The organism is Streptomyces sp. NPDC043738, from assembly GCF_056436545.1.
Genome location: NZ_JBWKCJ010000010.1, coordinates 118,735 through 140,769, shown reverse-complemented (window position 1 = coordinate 140,769; position 22,035 = coordinate 118,735). Strand labels below are relative to the sequence as shown.

The 22,035-nt window shown below is 73.4% G+C and carries 16 protein-coding genes; 3 read left to right on the top strand and 13 right to left on the bottom strand.

Going from position 1 to position 22,035, the window contains the following annotated elements; all coding sequences use genetic code 11:
• Position 1: 1 nt before the first annotated feature.
• From AC0680_RS16125 to AC0680_RS16105, 5 genes are all read right to left on the bottom strand, one after another.
• Positions 2-1,390 carry a protein phosphatase 2C domain-containing protein gene (locus tag AC0680_RS16125; protein WP_478628803.1) on the bottom strand — a complete coding sequence of 463 codons (1,389 nt, stop codon included), beginning with the start codon at positions 1,388-1,390 and terminating at the stop codon, positions 2-4.
• A 1-nt stretch (position 1,391) separates the two neighbouring features.
• Positions 1,392-3,977, bottom strand: coding sequence for a serine/threonine-protein kinase (locus tag AC0680_RS16120; protein ID WP_478628800.1), 2,586 nt, complete (start codon positions 3,975-3,977; stop codon positions 1,392-1,394).
• Positions 3,974-5,299 carry a hypothetical protein gene (locus tag AC0680_RS16115; protein WP_478628797.1) on the bottom strand — a complete coding sequence of 442 codons (1,326 nt, stop codon included), beginning with the start codon at positions 5,297-5,299 and terminating at the stop codon, positions 3,974-3,976. The genes AC0680_RS16120 and AC0680_RS16115 overlap by 4 nt, the downstream gene beginning before the upstream one ends.
• A 183-nt stretch (positions 5,300-5,482) precedes the next feature.
• Positions 5,483-6,505: a glutamate ABC transporter substrate-binding protein gene (locus AC0680_RS16110; RefSeq protein ID WP_478628934.1), complete on the bottom strand. Its 1,023-nt coding sequence runs from the start codon at positions 6,503-6,505 to the stop codon at positions 5,483-5,485.
• Between the two features lie 26 nt (positions 6,506-6,531).
• Entirely contained in the window at positions 6,532-7,905 is a 1,374-nt protein-coding gene (locus tag AC0680_RS16105) for a hypothetical protein (protein WP_478628795.1), read from the bottom strand.
• A 318-nt stretch (positions 7,906-8,223) separates the two neighbouring features.
• Here AC0680_RS16105 and AC0680_RS16100 point away from each other — a divergent pair, with 318 nt between their 5' ends.
• Both AC0680_RS16100 and AC0680_RS16095 read left to right on the top strand, forming a co-directional pair.
• Complete coding sequence (locus AC0680_RS16100; RefSeq protein WP_478628794.1) at positions 8,224-8,883, top strand: FadR/GntR family transcriptional regulator; 660 nt, start codon at positions 8,224-8,226, stop codon at positions 8,881-8,883.
• 181 nt (positions 8,884-9,064) lie between these two features.
• Positions 9,065-9,418, top strand: coding sequence for a hypothetical protein (locus tag AC0680_RS16095; protein WP_478628792.1), 354 nt, complete (start codon positions 9,065-9,067; stop codon positions 9,416-9,418).
• 155 nt (positions 9,419-9,573) lie between these two features.
• On the opposite strand, the gene AC0680_RS16090 is transcribed toward AC0680_RS16095, so the two are convergent.
• The 7 genes from AC0680_RS16090 to AC0680_RS16060 all read right to left on the bottom strand — a co-directional run bounded on the left by AC0680_RS16090 (position 9,574) and on the right by AC0680_RS16060 (position 18,034).
• Positions 9,574-10,566, bottom strand: coding sequence for an N-acetylglucosamine kinase (locus tag AC0680_RS16090; RefSeq protein WP_478628788.1), 993 nt, complete (start codon positions 10,564-10,566; stop codon positions 9,574-9,576).
• On the bottom strand, positions 10,557-11,798 hold the full coding sequence (locus AC0680_RS16085; protein WP_478628786.1) for a 6-phospho-beta-glucosidase: 1,242 nt from the start codon (positions 11,796-11,798) through the stop codon (positions 10,557-10,559). Before AC0680_RS16085 ends, AC0680_RS16090 begins: the two co-directional genes overlap by 10 nt.
• Positions 11,799-11,981: 183 nt before the next feature.
• On the bottom strand, positions 11,982-12,890 hold the full coding sequence (locus AC0680_RS16080) for a carbohydrate ABC transporter permease (protein ID WP_478628784.1): 909 nt from the start codon (positions 12,888-12,890) through the stop codon (positions 11,982-11,984).
• Between the two features lie 6 nt (positions 12,891-12,896).
• A complete protein-coding gene (locus AC0680_RS16075; RefSeq protein WP_478628781.1) occupies positions 12,897-13,850 on the bottom strand; it encodes a carbohydrate ABC transporter permease in 954 nt (317 codons plus the stop codon).
• Positions 13,851-14,040: 190 nt separating this feature from the next.
• Positions 14,041-15,381, bottom strand: coding sequence for an ABC transporter substrate-binding protein (locus AC0680_RS16070; RefSeq protein WP_478628778.1), 1,341 nt, complete (start codon positions 15,379-15,381; stop codon positions 14,041-14,043).
• 88 nt (positions 15,382-15,469) lie between these two features.
• Positions 15,470-16,609 (bottom strand): ROK family transcriptional regulator, encoded by a 1,140-nt coding sequence (locus AC0680_RS16065; protein ID WP_478628775.1) that lies wholly within the window; start codon positions 16,607-16,609, stop codon positions 15,470-15,472.
• A gap of 333 nt (positions 16,610-16,942) precedes the next feature.
• The gene (locus AC0680_RS16060; RefSeq protein ID WP_478628772.1) at positions 16,943-18,034 is read right to left on the bottom strand and encodes a mechanosensitive ion channel family protein; all 1,092 of its coding nucleotides are present in this window, start codon (positions 18,032-18,034) and stop codon (positions 16,943-16,945) included.
• A gap of 286 nt (positions 18,035-18,320) precedes the next feature.
• Between AC0680_RS16060 and AC0680_RS16055 the strand changes: the two genes are divergently transcribed.
• Positions 18,321-18,857: an HNH endonuclease gene (locus tag AC0680_RS16055; RefSeq protein WP_018538909.1), complete on the top strand. Its 537-nt coding sequence runs from the start codon at positions 18,321-18,323 to the stop codon at positions 18,855-18,857.
• An 87-nt stretch (positions 18,858-18,944) separates the two neighbouring features.
• On the opposite strand, the gene AC0680_RS16050 is transcribed toward AC0680_RS16055, so the two are convergent.
• Positions 18,945-21,896: a beta-N-acetylglucosaminidase domain-containing protein gene (locus AC0680_RS16050; protein ID WP_478628931.1), complete on the bottom strand. Its 2,952-nt coding sequence runs from the start codon at positions 21,894-21,896 to the stop codon at positions 18,945-18,947.
• Positions 21,897-22,035: the final 139 nt, after the last annotated feature.

Genomic DNA, 22,035 nt, shown 5'->3' with positions numbered 1-22,035 from the left:
GTCAGGCCGATCCTGCCCGCATCGACGGCGCGGGGAACGGCACCAGCGCCACTGTTACGTTGTCGTGCCCGCCGCCGTCGAGGGCGTGGGTGACCAGCGTGCGGGCGCCGTGCAGGGGCCTGGTGGGGGCGTCGTGGGGAAGTACCGCGGCCATCTGCTCCGCGGACTCGGCGTAGTTCCACAGCCCGTCCGTGCACACCACCACGATGCCGGGGCCGTCCGGCTTGAACGTCGCGGTGTGCGGCTCGACCTCGTACGCGTCGGCGCCGAGCCAGCCGGTGATGGCGTGCGCCCGCTCGTCGGCGTTCGCCTCGGCCTCGGACATCAGGTTGTTGGCGACCATCTGGGCGGCCCAGGAGTCGTCCTCGGTGAGCCGTACGGGCGGCGCCGTGCGGTCGTTGGGGATCCAGTAGGCGCGGCTGTCGCCGACCCAGCCGACGGTCAGCAGCCCGCCGCCGACCACCGCGCCGACGAAGGTGCAGGCCGGGGCGTTCTGCTGACGGTGCTCGTCATGTGCCAGGGACGGGTCGACGGCCAGCGAGTCGACCGCGGCGGAGGCCGCCAGGACGGCCTCGTGCATGGCCTGCTGGGGGTGCGTACCGCGCGGCAGCGAGGCCAGCAGCGCCTCGCCGGCGGCCTCCGACGCCGCCTTGGACGCATCGTCCGGGCGCGTCGCGGAGGAGACGCCGTCGCAGACCACCGCGGCCACGGCGGGCGCACCGTCCGGCAGTGTGGTGGCCCGCAGCGCGAAGAAGTCCTCGTTGCGGTGGTGCCGGTGCCCCCGGTCGCTCACCGCGGCGAGGCCCGCCAGCTCGCTCTCCATGTGGTCGCGGACGGGGGGCCGGGGCTGCCCGCACCGTGCGCAGTTGCCGTCGGGGTCCACGGGACCGGACGGGCACGCCGGGCAGGAGGGGCCGTCCTCGGCGGAGGCGGCCCGGGCGGGGGCGGGCGCCGGTGCGCTCGGCGCATCGGACCGTGCGCTCGGCGCGCCGGCCTCGGCGGCCGCCTCCGCGGCGGCGTCGGCGACCACCTCGTATCCGGCGACGCGGGGGTCGGCGGGCGGTGCGTCGGCCGGCTTCGCGGTGCCGGGCGCCGCCGGGGTGTCCGGCACCTGCGGCGCGTCGTCGCCGAACGGCAACCGGGTCTGGGGATCCGGAGGCGGCGGTCCGGCGGGCGCGGCGGGGGCAGGAGGTACGGGCGGCGCCGGCGGCATGGGCGGCAGCGGTGGTACGGGCGGCGGTCCGGCGGGCGCCCCGTGCCCCGGAGGGGTCCCGTACGCCGACGGCGCGGCCGGCGCCAGGAGAGCGGCGCCGCACCGACCGCAGAACTTGTCCCCCGCGTCGAGGGGTTCGTCGCACCCCGCGCACCGGGACGGCCCAGTCACACCCATGTCACACCCATGTCCTGGGGCGGAAGCGGTTGGCCCGCTCCACCAGCTCGATCCTCTTCTCACCACGCTGCGTCAGCCGCGCCAGCAGCCGGTACGACCGCTCCAGGCCGAACCGCAGGCCGCGCTCGTCCAGCGGGCTGCCGAGCAGCGCCGGCAGCCCGCCGGCGGCACCTTCTCCGTCCGGGCCGGCACCGTGGCTCCCGGAGAGTACCCAGTCCAGGGCGCTGCCCAGTACTTCGGTGCTGAGTTGTTCCCTTCGCTCGGCGTCCAGGCCGAAGTCCGCGAGGGCTTCGACCTGTTGGGCGGCCGCCAGCAGATCCGCCAGCAGCGGATCGCGCGGCGGACGCTGCCGCAGCCGGGCGCGGACCGCCGCGATCCGCGCCGCGGTGTAGTGGATGGACGACTCCGGTACGGACTCCAGGGCCTCGACCGCGCCCCCGCGGTCGCCCGCCGCCAGCCGCACCCGGGCCAGCCCGAACGCGGCGCTGACATAGCTGCGGTCGGTCGCCCACACCAGGCGGTAGTACTCCACGGCGTTGTCCCACTGCTCCAGCAGCTCCGCGCAGAGGGCCAGCGCCAGCTTCGGCGCCGGCTCGCCGGGGAACGCGTCGTAGACCGCGTCGAAGGCCAGCGCGGCCCGCTCGCGGTCCCCGGTGGCCAGCGCCACCAGGCCGCCGTGCCACACCACCCGCCAGTCGGTGCCCCGCTCCCCGGGATCCCCGCCGGCCGCCGTGGCGGGCCGCGGCCCGGGCGGCTCCGCCGTGATCGCCTCCAGCACCGCCTGCGCGGCCGTGCGGTCGCCGGTCTCCAGATGGGCGCGCAGCTCCCGCAGCCGGACCTCCAGGCCGCCGGCGGGCGCGCGGCGCAGCGCGCTCAGCAGCTCGGCGGGGGTGGCGGTCGACAGGCCGGCGAGGAGACCGGCGTCGGGGTCGGCCGGGTCCACCCGCGGTACCGGGAGCGCGAGGGCGGCGCCGGTGACGTCCAGGGGGCGAAGCAGCGGACCGGTGGCTTGCGGTTCTCGGTGCGCGGGTGCCCTCCCCCGCGCGCCCAGCAGCGAAGCGTCACCCTCCCACGGGGCCAGCAACTCGGTGTCCACGGCCCGCAGCTCGGGCCCGAACAGGGTGGACGGCGCCGGCCGCGGCTCGCCCGACTGGAGTGCCACCACCTCCCGCAGCACGCCCGTCAGCTGCTCGGACATCTCCTGCGCGGAGGTGAACTGGCGCGCCCGGTCGGGGTCCGTGGCGCGCACCAGCAGCCGGTAGAAGGACTCGTAGCTGCGGAAGACCTCGATGTTGTCCGGGTCGGGCAGGGAGTCCGCGAAGATGTTCGTATAGCCCTGGAAGTCGAAGGTCAGGACGGCCAGGGTGCGCGCGACCGTGTACAGATCGGAGGCGACCGAGGGGCCCAGCTCGGCGATCTCGGGTGCCTGATAGCCGACCGTGCCGTAGATCGGGCTCTCGTGGTCGTCCATCCTGCGCACCGCGCCCATGTCGATCAGCTTGAGCTGGTCGTGCTGCTGGATGGCGTTGTCGACCTTGAAGTCGCAGTACAGAAAGCCGCGGCTGTGCAGATGGCCGAGCGCCTCCAGCGCCTCGATGCCGTAGGCGCAGGCCTGCTCGACCGGCAGCGGATCGCGCCGACCGTGGGGCGTGCGCCGGTCGTTGGCGATGTCCTTGAGCGACTTGCCGCCGACGTACTCCATGACGATGTAGCCGTCGAGGCTGCCCGTGCCCCGGTCGAGGTGCTCCACGAAGTTGTAGATCCGGACGATGTTGGCGTGCTCGATCTCGGCGAGGAAGCGCCGCTCGGACATCGCGACCGCCAGCGCCTCCTCGTCACCGGTGTCCAGCAGCCCCTTGAGGACCACCCACCGGTCGGAGACCGCCCGGTCGATCGCCAGATAGACCCAGCCGAGGCCGCCATGGGCCAGGCAGCCCACGACCTCGTACTGGCCGTGCACCAGCTCACCGGGCCGCAGCTTGGGCACGAAGCTGTACGGATGGCCGCACTTGGCGCAGAACCCCTCCGTCCGGCCCGCCTGTTCACCGCGTGTCCGCCCCACCGGGGCACGGCAGTCCGCGCGGCTGCAGAACCGCTTGCGCTCGGGGACCCGCGGATCCGTCAGGACCGCCGTACGCGGATCGGGCCGCGGCACCTCCGGCACCGCCACCAGGCCCGCACCCAGCCGCCCGCGCGAGGACCCGGAGGCCGAGCCGCTGCCCGTGCTGCCGCGCACCGAGACCGCCGACCTGCCGCGCGTCGCCCCGCCGCCGGACGCGGCGCGGGAGAGCCGCGCGGCCACCGAGCGCCGGGACGCCGACGAGCGGGCGGACGGCGAGGCGGAACCGGAGCCGGCGCCCGGGCCGGGGGAGGGGACCGTCAGCAGCGCCCCGGCCGCCGCCCGGCTCGACGCCGTGCCCGCCCGGGCCCGGTCCGTCAGGCCGGTGGGCGGCGAGGAGATCAGGCCGCCCGGTGAGACCACCGGTGCCAGACCGCACCGGTCGCAGTACAGCTCGCCGCCGCCGGCATCGACGTAACCGCCCGCGCAGTCCCGCCGCTGACAGCGCCCGCCGGCCCGCTCCGTCACGAATCCCCCCTCTCCTCCCGCTGCGGCGGAACCAACGCCTCCGCCGCCGCCTGCTGATAGCGCCACACCGCGTGCTCGGCCGCCCGCAGATCGCACGGGGCGCTCCACAGCATCCGGCGGGCCACGTCGTAGCGCTCCGTCAGCAGCGGATCGTCCGCCATGCCGTGGCGGGCCAGCCTCGCCTTGTAGGCGTCCAGCCGGCCGCGCAGCTCGGCGCGCACCGCCAGCGGCGCGGTGACCGCCGTCAACGACTCGCGGGCGCGGTGGAGTTCGTCCTCCGCGCGCTCCTCCAGGCTGTCCAGCAGCGGCGAGAGCCGGTGCCACTGCGCCCGCCTGCGGTACTCCGCGGCGGCCGCCAGCTGCTCGTGCAGCGCCGTGGACGGGCCGCTGACCGCGGGCACCTCCGACGCGGCGATCTTCGCCAGCACCTCACCGCGCGCCTGGCGCGCCTCGGTCAGCGTCCGATCGGCGCGCGAGAGCACGTCGCGCAGCTGCATCAGCCGCTGCTCCGCGTCCTGCCGCACGTCCAGGACCGCCGCGATCTCCCGCCGGATGTCCTCCAGCGCGCGGGCCGCCCGGTCGTAGCGCCCGGTGTCCGGACGGCCCCCGCCGGGCGCCGAACTCCCCGTCGACGACGACACCCAGAACGCCAGCGGATCCGCGATCACCTGGGCGCGCAGCCGCGCCAGCTCGCCGGTGATCCGCTCCAGGTCGTCGCCCGCCGGATGCTCACCGGGGCGCACCCCCACCGAATGAGCCAGCGAACGGGTGCGCTGCAGCTCGGCGGAGAGCAGGTCTATCCGGGCCGGCAGCGCCGACCAGACCGCGTCGGCGGCGACGATCACATCCAGCGACCGCGCGTACAGCCCGTTCATCCGCTCGACGAGCGTCTCCAGGCTCAACCGCTCGCCCGGCCGGGCCGGGCCGCCTCCCGGGCCGCCGTCCTCCGGGGCCGCGCCGGGCACCGCGACCTCGTCGCCGTGCAGCAGCCGCGTCAGCTCCGCCAGGTCGTCCGGGGACGGCCAGCGCCGCCGCGCCCGCAGCTCGCGCGCCGCCTCCAACGCCGCGGTATAGGTGTCGAACAGCGACCACAGGACCGTGATGGCGCGCTCCGTGGCGGCCCAGCGCTCCTTGGTCGTGCCCGCCAGATCGGCGCCCTCCAGCAACCGGCGCCCCGCATGGTCCTGCAGCGCCAGCAGCGAGGTCTCGATCGCCTCGTACTCGGCGCCGAGCCGCGCCAGCGCGCGGTCCACCTCCTCCCGGCTCAGCACCGGGGCATCGGGCCTTCCCGGAGATCCGGGACAGGGTCCAGGGACCCCCATCGATCACCTCTCCAATACGCGTACGGTGCACGGCGATTGCTGTGACCGGGTGGCTGCTGTGGTGCGGCTCCCTCCGTTTCCCCTTCCTCTTTCCATAGTGAACGGCATCGGGCCGCTCCATGCGGCGATCGGTGAGGTACTGGGCACCTCGGGGCGATCGGGCGTGCTGCGGACGTTGTCGGGTCAGTCGCTGTACTCCGGCGACGGCGGCCCCGATATCTCCGGCATATCGGCCCGCAGCCACCTGCGGTACGCCCGCATCCAGGGGCTGTCGGCGCTCCCGTCGCCCCGATAGTCGTCCAGCACCCTGTTGACCCGGCGCACCAGGTCCGTGTCGTCCTTGTTCATCGCCACGCCGTACGACTCGTCGGTGAACGGCTCGCCCTTGAGCTCCACCTTCGGATCCTGCGCCGCCTGCGCCGCGGCCAGCGCGTTGTCCGTGACCACCGCGTCCGCCTGGCCCAGCTGCAGCCGTACCAGGCAGTCGAGTTGGCTGGGCACCGTCAGCACCTCGGCGCCGTGCCGCTGCCGCGCCAGCTCCGTTTCACCCGTCGAACCCGCGGCCGTGCACACCCGTTTGCCGCGCAGCGAATCGTCGAACGCCCTGATCCCGGACGACTTCGGAGCCAGCACCTGCTGCCCCGCCTGGAAGTACGACGTCGAGAACGCCACCTGCCGCTTGCGCGCACAGTTGATCGTCATCGTCCGCACCACCATGTCGACCGTGCGTTTCTGCAGCGCCCGTATCCGCTGGTCGGTGGGCACCGCCTTGAAGACGACCTCGGGGTCCGGCCCCAGGATGTCCGTGGCGATCGCCCGCGCCAGATCGATGTCGAAGCCCTCCAACCTGCCGGTCGCCGGATCGCGGTACCCCCACCGGTAGGTGTTCTGGTCGACACCGACGACCAGCCGGCCCCTGTCCTTGATCCGCGCCACCGCCGCACCCTCGTCCGACGACGGCCGCAGACTCTCCGCGGCGTTGTCCGCCGTGCAGGTGGCCGCGGCCGGCTCGGCCGGCGGCGCTCCGGGCCCGTACGCCCGGTGTATCGCCGACGGCGAGGGCGCGCCGCCAGTGCCGGGACCGTCCTGGTGGGCGGCGCCGCCCAGTGCCGGCACCAGCACCGCGGCGGCCGCCGCCATCACGGACATCCCGGCCGCGACCGGCGCCAGGACGGCACGCAGGTTCCGCAGCCCTCGCGCGCGCATCCTCATGTCCCCCTCACCAGGTCCCCTCACCGGTACTCCGCCAGCCTGCGCCCGATGCCCAGCACCGCGCCCCCTGCCGCCAGCGCCGCCAGCGCCCCGGCACCCACCGGCAGCCCGTCCAGCGCCCCGCGCCCGCCGTCCGCCGCCGACCGGAACTCCCCCTGCTCGTGCACCAGGGCCTTGTGCAGCCCGGCCGCCACCCGGTCGAACGACTCACCGGTGGAGCCGTCGGCGCCGATCACCTTCGCAAGCGCCCGGTCGTAATCGCCCTTCTCGTCCGCGGCCCGCGCCTGGGCATGCCGCGCCTGCCACTGCCGTACGTTGGTGAGCGCCTCGCGCACCGGCCCCCGCCCCGCATCGTCGTCCGCCAGCGCCAGCGCCGTTCCCAGCCTGCTCTTCGCCTGTGCCGCACCATGATCGCCTGCGCCGGCCAGATCCCGCATCCCCGCCCGGAAGCCGACCTCGTAGAAATCCCGCTGGTCGCCGGTGAGCACCGCACCGCGGGCCACCAGCGTCAGATTCTCGTCCCCGCGCGCCTGCAGCGCCTCGATCCGCGCCTCGAGGAGCACCCGCAGCGAACGGGCGCCGTGCTCATACGAATCCGTCAGCCCCGCGCGCGCCACCGCATGCCCCACCACCAGCCACGACAACACCGCGACGGAGGCGGCCGTCGCGACCAGCAGCCCCGGATTCAACACCCGGTTGGTCCGCCGGCAGAGCCGCCGCTGCGCCCATCCCAGCGCACCGATCGCCACCGCCCCGGCCGCCATCGCGCACCACGGCCACGCCTCGGCCTCGTCGTAGTCCGCCGCCAGTCTCCTTGTCTCCGCGTCGTACAACGCCCGTGCGGCGGGCAGAAGTTCCGCCCGCATCCGCTCGTTCGCGTACCGCAGATAGGCGCCGCCGAGCGGCAGCCCCTGCCGGTTGTTCGCCCGCGCCGTCTCCACCAGCCCCGTGTAACGCGGCAGCTGTCGATTGAGGCGGGCTATCTGCGCGGCCGCGTCGTCCGAACCGCGGGCGCTCCGCGAAGCCTTGGCCAGCAGGTCCGCCGCCGTCGCGATATCGCGGTCGTAGCGGTCACGCGCGCCGCCGCCGCCCTCCTCACCCGCCAGGAAGCCGCCGGCGGCCGTGGTGTCCGCGTCCGCCAGCGACCGGTAGATGCCCGCCGCGTCCGACGTCAGCGGCTGACTGCGCTCCACCACGTCATCCGCGGCCGCGGCCCGGTCGGACACCTGCCAGGCCGTGACCGCGCCGAACACCACCACCAGCAGCGCCAGGGCGGCACCGATCAGCCGCAGGCGGCCCGGTTCGGTCGTGGACGCGGCACGCAGCTCGTCCAGTCCCTCGGCCCAGGCCGGCCGGCGCTCCGAGGCGGGCGGTGCCACGCTGCTGGTCGGCACGGACGACACAGAACCTCCCCCTGGCCGCGGACTGCGGACCCGGCCCCGCGCCCGGCGCCCGGAGCGCTTGGGGCAAGGACCGGTGCATGGGCAGCAGTATGTCCGCCGCCACTGACAAGCACACCGCGATTGCCCTGATCTTGTTCGGATCGCGATCCGCCGCCGGGCCCGCCGCAGCGCCCCGCCCGGCATTACAGTGACCGCAGAGTCATCAGACATCAGACACCGGATTCAAGAGCAGGACATCGGCACACCGGCCGGCGCCGGCGCCCAGGGAGTGATCTCGTGCAAGCAGTCCGCAGGGGCAGGGTGTCGCTCGTGGAGACCGCGACCGACGAGATCCGCGCCCAGATCGTGAACGGCACCTGGCCGGTGGGCAGCCGCATCCCGCCCGAGAGCGTCCTGTGCGAAACCCTCGGCGTCAGCCGCGCCTCGGTCCGCGAGGCCGTCCGCTCCCTGGTCCACTCCGGACTCCTCGAAGCCCGGCAGGGCGACGGCACCTTCGTGATCTCCGACGACGACAGCGCGGCCGCCCTGCGCCGCCGTCTCGAACGCGCCGAGCTCAGCCATGTCACCCAGGTCCGCCAGGGCCTCGACGTGATCGCCGCCCGGCAGGCCGCCAAGCACCGCACGGAGGCCCAACTCGCCGGCATCGAGGCCGCGCTGGCCCGCCGCAAGGCGGCCCTTGCCGCCCGCGACGCCGACGCCTTCACCGCCGCCGACGCCGAGTTCCACGTCCTGGTCGCCGAGGCCGGCGCCAACCCCGTCCTCGCCGACATCTACCGCTCCCTCAGCTCCGCCCTGCGCGAGGAACTCCGCCGCGCCGCCTGCCTGGACACCGCCACCGCGGCCGCCACCGACCCGCACCTGCGCCTCACCGACGCCATTCGCGCCCAGGACCCCCAGGCCGCCGTCGACGCCGCGGTCCTCCTTCTCGCCGGCCACGTGCGCGACCTGGCCCTCCCCCTCGACGACTGAGCCCCGCCCGGTAACCCCGACGGCGCACGCCATAGCGCTGCGCGCCTCCCCATTCACTCCCACGCGCTGCTGACTCACGCACCGCTCGATGGCTACGCTGAGTGACGAAAGTCGAGCTCGACCTTCACTCGGCAACCGCCACGAGCGGGGACCACCCCGCCCCCGAAGTCAGGAGACCCTCATGCGCCGCATCGGCGAACTCTTCGCCCGCGTCATCCCCAAATCCGGCCCCACTCCGCCCTTCACGCCTCCCGCCAGCGGATTCCTCACCATCGGCAGCACGACCTACATCGATCCGCACGGCATCTACCCCCTCGATCACCGTCTGACCGGCAGCCCGACCCTCGTCATCAACGACACCGACCAACCCGTCACGATCGTCACGGAACGCAACCACGACCATCCTCCGGCCGCGCCCCCGCCCCACCGCACCGCGACGGACCTGGACCTCGTCCTGACCCCGGCCGCAGAGCTCGTCCTGGCCCCGGGCGAACGCACCGAGACGCGACGGGGGGACAGCGTGCAGGTCGTGTGAGGGGAAGGTCGTGTGAGGGGCCAGGGCTCGAAAGGGGGACGGGCGCCCAAGCCGACGCGGTGACGCCCGCGCCACCACGCCCGCGCCCTCCACGCCCAGACCCTCAAGCCGACCTCTCTCCCCCTCTCCAAGTCCCCTCTCTTGCCAAGACGCCCTCAGTTCTCTTGCCAAGACGCCCTCAGCCGTCCGTAGGCCTCCGCCTCGGCACCCGCTCGGTCCAGGGTGTCGAGGGCCGCGCCCAGGACCGGTGGTGCGGTGACGACGTGGGGCACCGCCTTGGGAGCGCGTTCGGACAGGAGGTGGCGGACGTGGTCGTGGAGGAGGGGGTGGCGGGCGGCCAGGACGCTGCCGCCGAGGACCACCGGGGCGGGTTCGGTCAGCAGGTCGAGGCGTCGCAGGGCGACGGTGGCCATGAGGACCACCTCCTCGGCCTGCCGGGTGATGATGCCGCGGGCGACGGGGTCGCCGGAGGCGGCGACGGCGAAGAGGACCGGGGCCAGTTCGTGGCGGCGGCGGTCGGGGATGCCCCGTAGGTGGAGCGCCTCGATCAGCTCCGGCATGGTCGTCAGGCCGAAGTGGGCGGGGAGCGCGTGGGCCAGCTCGGACGGGGCGCCGCGGCCGTCCTCGGCGCGGGCCGCGTGCCACAGGGCCTCGTCGGCGAGGAAGGAGCCGCCTCCCCAGTCGCCGGAGATCCGGCCGATGGAGGGGAAGCGGGCGGTGGCTCCGTGGTGGCCGAGGCCGGCGCAGTTGATGCCGGCCCCGCACACCACGGCGACACCCACCGGCTCCCCGTCGTCGGGCAGTCCGGCCCGCAGCAGGGCGAAGGTGTCGTTGCGGACGGAGACCGTGCGGGCCCAGCCGCGACGGGCGATTTCGGAGGTGAGGGCGGTCTCCTCGACGGGGAGGTCGGCGTTGGCGAGGAAGGCGGAGAGGTGGCCGACGGGGCCGGCGCCGGTCGGCCCGGCCTGGGCGAGGGCCGATTCCACCAGGGGTGCCAGTACGTCGACCGCGCGGGTGGCACCCACCAGGGGTGGCTGGAAGCCGCCGCCGCGTGCCGTGCCGAGCAGCCTGCCGTCGGCGGCCACCAGCGCCACGTCGGTTTTGCTGTTGCCCGCGTCGACGGCGAGCGCCGTGCCCGTCAGGCCCACGTGAGGTGCTCCCGGTTGTGCGCGATCAGCTCGTCGGTGAGCCGGTCGGCGTAGTCGATCTGGCCGATGAGGGGGTGCGAGAGGAGGGCGGAGAAGACCCGGTCCCGGCCGCCCTTCAGCGCCGCCTCCAGGGCCAGGTGCTCGTAGGCGGTGACGTTGGCGACCAGCCCGGCGTAGAGGGGTTCCAGGGGGCGTACGGGGAGGGGGGTCGGGCCCGTGGCATCGACGGTTGCGGGGACCTCGATCACGGCGTCGTCGGGGAGGAAGGGGAGGGTGCCGTTGTTGAGGGCGCTGACGATCTGGGTGTCGCCGGTGTCGCCCAGCAGGGAGGAGGTGAGTGCCACGGCCGCTTCGGAGTAGAAGGCGCCGCCGCGCCGGGCGAGCAGTTCCGGCTTCTCGTCGAGCGTCGGGTCCTGGTAGAGCGTGAGGAGTTGCCGCTCGATGGCGGCCACCTCCGCGGCGCGGGAGGGCTTGCTGCGCAACTCCCGTACTACCGCGTCGTGTTGGTAGTAGTAGCGCAGGTAGTAGGAGGGAACGGTGCCAAGGCGGTCGAGGAGCGGGCGGGGCAGGCGCAGGTCGTCGGCGATGGCGTCGCCGTGCTCGGCGAGGAGCGCGGGCAGGACGTCCTCGCCGGCGACACGGACGGACCGCTCCCAGGTGAGGTGGTTCAGGCCGATGTGCTCCAGCTCGACCTGGTCGGGGGAGACGCCCAGCAGCTTCGCGAACCTGCGCTGGAAGCCGATGGCGACGTTGCACAGGCCGACGGCCTTGTGGCCATGGGTGAGCAGGGCGCGGGTGACGATGCCGACGGGGTTGGTGAAGTCGACGATCCAGGCGTCGGGGTTGCGGCGGCGGACCCGCTCGGCGATGTCGAGGACGACGGGAACGGTGCGCATCGCCTTGGCGAGGCCGCCGGCGCCGGTGGTCTCCTGGCCGACGCAGCCGCACTCCAGCGGCCAGGTCTCGTCCTGGTTGCGGGCGGCCTGACCGCCGATGCGCAGCTGCAGCAGGACGGCGTCGGCGCCGTCGATCCCGGCGTCGAGGTCGTGGGTCCAGGAGATCGTGCCCGGGTGGCCCTGCTTGGCGAAGATCCGCCGGGCGAGACCGCCCACCCTCTCCAGCCGGTCCATGGCCGGGTCGATCAGGACGAGCTCTTTCAGCGGCAGGACGTCACGCAGCCGCGCGAAGCCGTCGATGAGTTCGGGGGTGTAGGTCGAGCCACCGCCGATCACGGCGAGTTTGACGCCGGGGCCTGGGGACCGGCCTTCGGGGAGTCCTCCCCGAGCGGAGGACTTTGCAGCAGCCGAGGAGGCAGAGGAGGCAGAGGAGACAGGAGAGGCAGTCGAGGAGGCAGAGGAGACAGCAGAAGCGGACGAGGTGGAGGGGGTGGGAGACGAGGACGGCAGCATGCGGGATCAGCCCTTTACTCCGGTGAGGGTGACGCCTTCGACGAAGGCTTTCTGTGCGAAGAAGAAGACGATGACGACCGGGGCCATGACCAGCAGCGTCGCGGCCATGGTGAGGTTCCAGTTGACGCTGTGGGCGCTCTTGAAGGACTCCAGCCCGTAGGAGAGCGTCCAGGAGGCGGGGTTCTGCGCCGCGTAGATCTGCGGTCCGAAGTAGTCGTTCCAGCAGTAGAAGAACTGGAAGAGGGCGATGGCGGCGATGCCCGGCCTGGCCATCGGTACGACGATCTTGAGCAGGGTGCGCAGCTCCCCGCAGCCGTCGACCTTCGCCGACTCCAGATACTCCTGGGGGATGGTCAGCAGAAACTGCCGCAGCAGGAAGATGGAGTACGCGTCGCCGAACGCCATCGGGATGATCAGCGGCCACAGCGAGCCCGAGAGGTGCAGCTGCTGGGCCCAGACCAGATACATCGGGACCACGACCACCTGAGGGGGCAGCATCATCGTGGAGATGACCAGCACCATCGCGGTGCGGCGGCCGCGGAAGCGGAACTTGGCGAGTGCGTAGGCGACCGGGACCGCCGAGCAGACGGTGAACAGGGTTCCCAGGCCCGCGTACAGCAGGGAGTTCCTCCACCAGTCCACGAACCCGGGGGTCTGGAAGACGGTGCGGTAGTTGGACCAGTGCCACTCGTGCGGCCACAGCTGGCCGCTCATGGCCTGGGAGTCGCTCATCACGGAGGTCAGGAAGACGAAGACGAAGGGGAGGAGGAAGAACAGGGCGGTGGCGACGGCGAGGGAGTGGACGGCGATCCAGTGCAGCAGCCGGGTGCGGCGGGCGCGGGCGCGGGCGGCTGGGTCGCCGGTCGGGCCGGTGCGGGCCGGGGCGGGGCGGGCGGTGAGCGTCGTGGTGGTCATCTCGGATCAGTCCTCCGCCGCAAGCAGGCCTGAGCGCTTGCGCATCAGCAGGGTGGTGACGGCCATGGCGATGGCGAAGAGCACGAGGGAGAGCACGCAGGCCGCGCCGGTGTTGAAGTTCTGGAAGCCCAGCGAGTAGACGAGCTGCGGGACGGTGAGGGTGGCGTGGTCCGGGTAGCCGGGCTGGATGACCGTGCCGGGGCCGATGGAGACACCGGAGGCGAGCTTCCCGGCGACCAGCGCCTGGGTGTAGTACTGCATGGTCTGGACGACGCCGGTGACCACCGCGAACATCACGATGGGGGTGATCGAGGGCCAGGTGACATACCGGAACTTCCCCCAGGCGCCCGCCCCGTCCAGCTCGGCGGCCTCGTACTGCTCCTTCGGCACGTCCAGCAGCGCCGCCATGAAGATCACCATCAGGTCGCCGATGCCCCACAGCGACAGCATCACCAGCGACGGTTTGGCCCATGTGGGGTCGTTGAACCAGGACGGCGCGGGGATACCGAGCGACCCGAGGATCTCGTTGACGGGCCCGGTGCCGGGGTTGAGCAGGAAGACGAAGGCGACGGTGGCGGCCACCGGCGGCGCCAGATACGGCACGTAGAAGGCCGTACGGAAGAACCCCACGCCCGATTTGAGCTTGGTGACGAGCAGGCCGATGCCCAGACCGAAGAGCACCCGCAGCGCGACCATCACCACGACCAGCCACAGGGTGTTCCACAGCGCGGGCCCGAACAGCGGCATCTGCGTCAGCACGTATTTCCAGTTCCGCAGCCCGACGAAATCGGGCGGTTCGATCTGGTTGTAGTGCACGAAGGAGAAGTAGACGGTGGCGATCAGCGGATAGCCGAAGAAGACCGAGAAGCCGATGAGCCAGGGGGAGAGAAAACCGAGGGTGCGCAGCCGGTCGCGGGTGCGTTTACGCCGTAGCGCGGGCGCGGGGGTGGTGGTTGCCATGGCGGTTCTCCGTCAGCTCTCGGAGTCGGTCCGGGGAGGCGGTGCTGGGAGGTGGTGCGGGAATCGGTGCCGGGAGGTGGTGCCGGTAGGTGGTGCTCGGGTATTTCGTGGCGAGCGGTGCGCGGCCGCCCTTCGTGAATTGCCGCAGAGCGTGCGCGAATTCGCGGTATCAGTTCGCGGGTCGGCCGGATCAGTTCTCGGACTGGAGGTTGTCGGCGTCGATCCGGGCGTCGAGTGCGCGCAGGCCCGCGTCGAGGTCGGGGACCTTTCCGGCCTCGACGTCGTAGGAGAAGTCCTGCAGCGCGGTGACGTACTGCCCGCCGTTGGTGGAGGGCGGCAGCGCGACGCTGTGCGGGTTGCGCGCGATGTCGAGGAAGGTGCGGAACGTCGGGTCGGTGTCCAGCGCGGGCGACTTCAGCGCCGCCTTCGTCGACGGCACGTTATGGATGTCGTTGGCGAACCGCACCACCTGATCGGTGTCCACGGTCAGGAATCTCACCAGCTCCCATGCCGCGTTCTGATGCCGGCTGCTGTGTGCGATGCCGGCGACGGTGCCGGTCAGATACCCCCGCCCGTAGGTCTCGGGCCGGTCGTCCGGCACCGGCATCGGCGCGGTGGCCCAGGCGAACGACGCCTTCGCCTGCCGGAGCATCAGCCCGCGCCACTCACCGTCCATGTGCATGGCCAGCTTCTGCGTCAGAAAGGCGTTCTGCGAGGACATCTCCTCGCCGAAGGTGGTGCGGAACCTCTCCAGCGGGCCGTAGCCGCCCTGCGCGTCGACCAGCTCGCCGGCGGTGGTGAGGAATTCCCTGGTCGCCGGGTCCGCGGCCAGCCGGGCCTTGCCGTTTCGGCCGAAGTAGGACGGTCCCCACTGGGCGAACATCCGGTCCGGGCTGTTCTGGTAGAGCCGGAAGTTGGGCATGAAGCCCACGCGTCGGTACGAGCCGTCCTCGGCGCGCCGGGTCAGTTTGGCGGCGTCCCGCTTCAGCTCGGACATGGTGTGCGGTGGCCGCGTGATCCCGGCTTCCTTGAAGGCGTCCTTGTTGTAGTACAGCCCGTAGGAATCGGCGAGCAGCGGCAAGGCGCACTGCTTCTTTCGATAACTCGTGTAATCCAGCAGGGTCTTGGGGAACACCTTCTCCTTGTCCACACCGGTCTTCGCCATGAACGGATCGAGGTCCGCCCACATCCCCGAGGAGCAGTACTGCCCCACATTGGCGGTGGTGAAGGACGACACCACATCGGGTGCGTCGTCCCCGCCGGCCCGCAGCGCCTGGTTCATGGTCTCGTCGGTGACGTTGGGGACCACTTTCACCGTGATGTTGCGATGGGTTCTCTCGAAGCGGGCGACGCTGTCGTTGACGGCCTTCGTCTCGCCCGGGGTCGACCAGCCGTGCCAGAAGGTGAGGGTGACCGGCTGGGTGGGATCGTCACGGTCACTGCCGACGCTCGGGTTGGCGCAGCCCGAAACGAGCAGCCCGGCGCCGGCCAGCGCCGCTGACACCCGGATGCGCAGTCGCGAGATCGGCATGGCGGACTTCCTTTACGGCAGGGGGAGTCGGGGAAGCGGCGCGGTGGGGTGTGCGGTGCCGTGCCGGGCCGTGCGGGGGAGCGGTGGTTCAGCCGGTGGTGTCGAACACCGCGTCGCGGGCGTCCGCGAGCGCCGTTTGCAGCGCGCCGATGAGAATCGGATTGCCGCCGATATCGCTCAGCCGCAGTTCGGGCCGGGGCAGCGCGAGCCCGGTGAACTCCTCCTCGACCAGGGCACGCAGCGCCTCCCCGCCGGCCTGCGGGACCTCTCCGGAGAGCACCACCAGCCGCGGGTCGACGACCGCGACCACGGCCGCGAGCCCCGTCGCCAGCCGCCTGGCGACCTCCGCCCGTACGTCGGCGCGGTCCAGCGCCTCCTCGACCGTGCGGGTGCCGGCGGCCCCGTACTCCCGGGCCAGCGCGATCACGCTCGGCGAGCCGACCAGCCGCTGGAAGCCGCCGCCGGCGTCCGGCTGGGCGGCGCTGCGGTCGCCGCCCCTGGCCAGCGGCGCGCCGGGCAGCGGCATATAGCCGATCTCGCCCGCGCCGCCGGTGGCTCCGCGCAGCAGCCGACCGCCGAGGACGATGGCGGCGCCCACCCCCTCGTCCGCCCACACCAGCACGAAGTCGTCGAAGTCCTGCGCCGCCCCGTCCTGCTGCTCGGCGACCGCCGCCAGATTCACATCGTTCTCGATGGTGATCGGGGTGCCCAGCACCTCGGCCAGCTCCTCCTTCAGCGCCCGCGAGTGCCAGTCCGGCAGATGCGGCGCGTAGCGCAGTCGGCCGGTCCGCGGGTCCAGCGCCCCGGGGGTGCCGATCACCGCGCCGTGCAGGTCCTCGCGGCCCAGCCCGGCCTTGGCCAGCGCGCCGTCGACGGCCCTGGCGACCAGCTGCGCCGTCCGGTTCTGCGCCGCCTCGTCCACGGCGTCGGTCCCCACCCGCTCCTCGCCGAGCACCTGCCCGGTGATGTCCGCGACCGCGGCGGTGATCCCCAACTGGTCGACCGCCAGCGCCGCGACGTGCGCCGCCGTCGGGTCGATCTCGTACAGCTGGGCGCTGGGCCCGGGCCGCCCGGTCACGTTCCCGGTCGTCCGCACCAGACCCGCGGCCTCCAGACGCGCCAGCAGCTGCGAGGCGGTGGGCTTGGACAGCCCGGTCAGCGCCCCGATCTGGGTGCGGGTCAGCGGCCCCTGGGACACCAGCAGATCGAGCGCGGCGCGGTCGTTCATGGCCCGCAGGACCCGCGGCGTCCCAGGGGTGCCTTGCGCTTGCTGCCCGCCGGCCATGACCGTCACCCCGTTCGCCGGGCGGCCGTGACGGCCGCCGAGGATCTGTTAGGAAACCTTCCAATCGATGGACAGGAAGGTAGGTCGCGGGTCGGGGCGGCGTCAATGGGTTGAGCACGGCGAGTTGCCGGCGGAGCACACCGGGCGCGGTGGGCGGGTACGGCGCGGTGGGCGCGGGTACGGCGAAGGGGCAGCTGCGAGGGGTATCGCGGCTGCCCCTTGTGCGGCGTGTGCGAGGCGCCCGGCGTCACGTCGCCGGGGTCATCTCGCCCGGCGTCACTTCCCGAGCTTCGGCGGCGCCGCTATCGGGTCGGTCGCCAGGGACTGCGGGGAGGTCGGGTTGTTCAGGGCCGAGGGGGCGCCCATGGCGGCGGTGGGGTCCGCCGGAGCCGCCGGCTCCTCCTCGTCCGGGACGGGGCGCGGGGCGAGGTGGACGCCGGCGGCGTCCAGGGCGCGCTTGATGCGCCAGCGCAGTTCGCGCTCCACCCCCAGGGCCTTTCCGGGCATGGTCTTGGCCGAGACGCTGAGGGTGACCGTGTCCAGATGCACCTCGCTCAGGCCCAGCACCTCCACCGGCTCCCACAGCCGCTCGTTCCACGGCTCCGCCTTGGACATCTCCTCGCCGGCGGCGGTGATGGTGTCGCGGGCGCGCTCCAGGTCCTGGTCGGCGGCGAGCACGACGTCGACGGCGGCCGTGGACCAGCCCTGGCTGAGGTTCCCGATCCGCTTGACCTCGCCGTTGCGGATGTACCAGATGGCGCCGTTGGGGCCCCGCAGCTTGGTGACCCGCAGACCGACCTCGATGACCGTGCCGGTGGCCACGCCCGCGTCGATCTCGTCACCGACGCCGTACTGGTCCTCCAGGATCATGAAGACACCGGAGAGGAAGTCGGTGACGAGGTTGCGGGCGCCGAAGCCGATGGCGACGCCGGCCACACCGGCGCTCGCCAGCAGCGGCGCGAGATTGATCTGGAGCACCGAGAGCACCGTCAGCGCGGCGGTACCCATGATCACGAAGGAGGCGACGCTGCGCAGCACCGAGCCGATGGCCTCGGAGCGCTGGCGCCGGCGCTCGGCGTTGACCAGCAGACCGCCCAGCGCGGTGCCCTGGGCGGCGGCCGCGGTGCGGTTCATCCGCTCGATGAACTTGGTGATGGTGCGGCGAATCACATGGCGCAGCACCACCGCGATCACGATGATCAGCAGGATCTGCAGGCCGGACGTGAGCCACGTCCCCCAGTTCTCCGACACCCAGCCGGCGGCGTTGGTGGCCTTCTGTGTGGCCTCGTCGAGCGAGGTCGGGCCGGTGGAGTCGGGTGCGGCCGCGCGCAGGGGCGCGGCGGCGACCGGCGAAGCGGACCAGAACACAGTCGAACCTTCCGTGTGGGACAGCAGACCCGGACCGAGGGGCCCCGGGGGCCGGGCAGGCCATCCACACTAACGGGGCAACCGGGGCGGTCCGTGCCCGTGTTCGAGCCGGGAGGTCCCCGGGCGGCCGAAATGAGCCGTATCCGCGGGGACGTGCCGGGGTGTGGTGGAAAACACCTCCGGCCCGTTACTCGGTCATGGTGGCGCTCCGACCAGGCACCGGGGGACACTGTGGGGAGATCGTCCCGGCGCGAGCCACGCGCCGCCGGCGTACAAGGAGGCACCCGTGCCGCATGTCCTGGTCCTCAACGCGTCGTACGAGCCGCTCGGCGTCGTACCGCTCCGCCGCGCGCTCATCCTCGTACTCAATGAGAAGGCTGTGAGCCTCGAGGAGTCCGGCGCCCTGATGCACAGCGCGACCCGTGTCGTACCGGCTCCGAGTGTGGTCCGCTTGAAGCGGTTCGTGCGGGTGCCCTTTCGCGGCCCCGTGCCACTGACCCGCCGGGCGCTGTTCGCCCGTGACGGCGGGCGCTGTATGTACTGCGGTGGCGTCGCAACCAGCGTCGACCACGTCATCCCGCGCAGTCGCGGCGGTCAGCACACCTGGGAGAACGTCGTCGCCGCCTGCCGGCGGTGCAATCACGTCAAGGCAGACCGCCATGTCGCCGAGATCGGCTGGCGGCTGCGCCATCAGCCCGCCCCGCCGTCAGGACTGGCGTGGCGGATCATCGGCACGGGCCATCGCGATCCGCGGTGGCTGCCGTATTTGCAGCCGTACGGCGCGGATGACGCCTTGGCCCGGATCGACGCCGTATCGGCGTAGCCGGGCCTTTGTGCGTCTGGGCCGCCGTGCGGACGGAGCGTCACTCCGTCCGCACGGCGGCAGCACGCCGCCCGCCGCTCCCAAGCGCTATCCGCGGTCCTCGACCGCGTACGCCTCCACCGACCACAGTGAGTATCCGAAGCGGGTGGCCCGCTTGTCGCCCTGTATCCGTACGAAGCGGGCGTCCTTGGCGTCCATCCTGACCGACTCGCGGCCGCCCTTGCCGTCCCGCACCGTGGCGGCCGTGCGCCAGCTGCGGCCGTCCGGGGAGACCTGGATGCGGTAGCGGGCCGCGTAGGCGTCCTGCCAGTTCAGCACGACCCGGCCGAGGCGGGCCGGGTGCGCCAGCGCGAACTGGAGCCAGGCGCCGTCGTCGGCGGTCGAGGACCAGCGGGTCCTGGGGTTGCCGTCGGTGACGGCCGAGGCCGGGAAGTCGGCGGTCTCGTCCCCCGAGGAGGTGGCGACGGCGCCGCGCGCCAGGTCCTTGCCGCCGGTGCGCGGATAGGCGCGCAGGGACAGCGTCTGCTCCTCGCCGCCGAAGGCCACCGGGATCTCATACGTCCCAAAGGTGGCGGATTCGGGCACGTCGATGCTGATGCGGACGGTGGCGGTGCCGCCCCGCGGCGCGGTGACCTCCTTGGGCGCGTGCACGGTGAAGCCCTTGGGCGCCTTGACCGTCAGCTTCTCGCGGACGTCGCCCGGGCGGCGGGAGAAGAGCCGGGCGTCGACCGTCGCGCTGCCGCCGGCCTGTGCGTCCGCCTCCTTGCGGGACAGTTCGAGCCCGGCCGGCGGGGTGTCGTCGAACCAGGGGGTCAGTGCGTGGACGGACGGGGCCTCCGCGCCGTTCTCCCAGGTCAGACGGACCGCGTCGGCACGTAGCCGGGGGGTGCGGGACTCGGTCCAGCCGGTCGCGGAGAGCCGGTCGAGGCGGCGCCAGCCCTCGCCGGGGACATGCGCCTGCAGCTGGACGCCGCCCGCGGACGGCCCCGGGTCGGTCAGCGCGGTGACCGCGGCCAGCGGGCGGGCCCGTTCGAAGGGGACGGTCAGGGAGGTGGGGTCGGCGCCCTCGGTGGGACGGGGGGCGTCGCCGCGGGTGCCGACCCAGGCGTCGGCCTCGGTCATCGCCCGCTGGAGGAACGGCGCCAGGACCCCCTTGCCGACCGTCGCCGGGCTCCGCTCGGCCTCCTTGCGCAGCCGCTGCACCGCGCGCTGGGCCGACCAGGCGGCGTCGCCGTCGCCCCGGGCCTGCGCCGTCAGCGCGTCCACGGCCTGCTCGCCGGCGCTGCCGTAGCGCGCCAACTGCTCGGCCCAGGGCCGTATTTCGGCGGCCAGGTCCGAGTCGAGGTCCTCGGGGGCGGTGCTCATGGTGTGGAAGGCGGCGCGCAGCGCCCTGGCCGCCTTGGCGTAGTGGGGGTCCTTGCCGGGCCGGCCGCCGTTGACCGCCGCCTCGCGGGTCTCCCAGAAGCGGTCGATCAGGGGGCGCAGATACCCCGACTCGTCGCGGTTGAGCAGCGAGGAGGAGGCGTTGCCGGCGAGCGCGCGCAGGGCGGCGCGGGCCCGGGGGGCGCCGCCCGCCAGGTCGTCGATGGCCGCCTCCCAGGACTCCGCCGGGCGGTACTCACGCGGGTTCCAGGCGTAGTCGGCGCTGGTGAAGAGCGGGATACGGGAGGCCAGCGGCTGCTCCATGGCGTTGGCGAGCAGCGCCGAGGAGCCGGTGGCGACGGCCGGCTCACGGCCGCGGTAGGGGCCCAGGAAGATCCGGTCCTGGGCGTAGTCGTTGACCGGGTAGTTGTCCATGGTGACCAGCCGGTGGCCGAACGCCTGGCGCGCGGTGGACAGTTCGCCGCCGGTGATGGTCCGCGGGACCACCCCGACGCCGGTCCAGGCCACCTCGACCCGGTCGCCGAGCGCGTCGGCGAGCGCGCTGCGGTACGCCGTCGAGCCGTCCTGGTAGTACTCGGTCGGCATCAGTGACAGCGGCGCGGCATCCGGGTGCCGCTCGCGCAGATGGGCGGCGAGCGCGTCGGCGACGCGGGCCTGTGCCTTGGCGGCCGCCTCGGGGCCGGTGCCGAAGGTGTCCTCGTCGGCGCCGCAGTGCCATTCGTCGTAGCTGACGTCCTGGAACTGCAGCTGGAAGGAGCGCACCCCCAGCGCCCACATCGCGTCCACCTTGCGCCGCAGCGCCCGCAGGTCCTCCTCGGACGAGAAGCACAGCGCCTGGCCGGGGGCGAGCGCCCAGCCCAGCGTGACGTGGTTGGCGCGGGCCCGCTCCGCCAGTGCCCGGAAGTCCTCGCGCTGCGCGGCCGGGTACGGGTCGCGCCAGCGGGCCTGGCGGTAGGGGTCGTCGCCGGGCGCGTACAGATAGCGGTTCTGCTTGGTGCGGCCCATGAAGTCCAGCTGGGCGAGCCGCTGCGCCCGGCTCCACGGCTGGCCGTAGAACCCCTCGGTGGTGCCGCGCACCGCCGTGCCGGGCCAGTCCCGTACGGCCACCGACGCCAGCTGCCGTCCGCCGCCCTCGTGGTCCGCGCCGTCGGTGACCAGCTGCCGCAGGGTCTGCGCGGCGTGGAAGAGGCCGTCGGGGCCGACGCCGGCCAGTGCGACCGTGTCCCGCCCGCCGACCTGGCCCACGGCCAGCCGGTAGCCGCCGGAGGGCAGATCACCGCGGGCCGGTGCGCGCAGCGCCCGCAGCGCCTGCTCGGCCCGCTCGCCGCCGACCAGGATCACCGGCCCGGCCGCGGGCAGCCGCTCGCCGGGCGCCGGCCGGCGGACCGTGCGCACCCCGGCGTCCCGCAGCAGACCGCGCAGCACGTCCAGGGTGTACGGGTCGGTGTCCGGCGCGGCCACCAGCGCCGCCTCGCCGCCCAGGGGTACGGCGGTGCCGAGCTCCTGCAGCGACTGGGGGCGCGGCCAGACGGCGGGCAGCCGCCCGGCGCCGGCCGGCCGGTCCGGCTGGTCGGGGGTGCCGACGGCCGGGTCCGCGGGCGCCGCCTGGGCGCTGGGCACCCCGCCGAGCAGCCCGCCGATGACCGCGGCGGCCAGGGCGGTGGTCCCCGCCGCCCGCGCGCGGGCGCCCGCACCGCTCCCCCTGCCGCTCCTACCGATTCTTCCGACGCTCCACACGCCCCGGCCTCGCACGGCTGCTCCTCGTCCCCGTCCATCACTCGCCGGCTTTCACCGG

What these genes read in the sequence shown, in the direction of transcription:
- AC0680_RS16125 (WP_478628803.1), bottom strand. Translation starts at nt 1,390, where the DNA reads ATGGGTGTGACTGGGCCGTCCCGGTGCGCGGGGTGCGACGAACCCCTC.
- AC0680_RS16115 (WP_478628797.1), bottom strand. Translation starts at nt 5,299, where the DNA reads ATGGGGGTCCCTGGACCCTGTCCCGGATCTCCGGGAAGGCCCGATGCC.
- AC0680_RS16110 (WP_478628934.1), bottom strand. Translation starts at nt 6,505, where the DNA reads ATGCGCGCGCGAGGGCTGCGGAACCTGCGTGCCGTCCTGGCGCCGGTC.
- AC0680_RS16095 (WP_478628792.1), top strand. Translation starts at nt 9,065, where the DNA reads ATGCGCCGCATCGGCGAACTCTTCGCCCGCGTCATCCCCAAATCCGGC.
- AC0680_RS16080 (WP_478628784.1), bottom strand. Translation starts at nt 12,890, where the DNA reads ATGACCACCACGACGCTCACCGCCCGCCCCGCCCCGGCCCGCACCGGC.
- AC0680_RS16075 (WP_478628781.1), bottom strand. Translation starts at nt 13,850, where the DNA reads ATGGCAACCACCACCCCCGCGCCCGCGCTACGGCGTAAACGCACCCGC.
- AC0680_RS16070 (WP_478628778.1), bottom strand. Translation starts at nt 15,381, where the DNA reads ATGCCGATCTCGCGACTGCGCATCCGGGTGTCAGCGGCGCTGGCCGGC.
- AC0680_RS16065 (WP_478628775.1), bottom strand. Translation starts at nt 16,609, where the DNA reads ATGAACGACCGCGCCGCGCTCGATCTGCTGGTGTCCCAGGGGCCGCTG.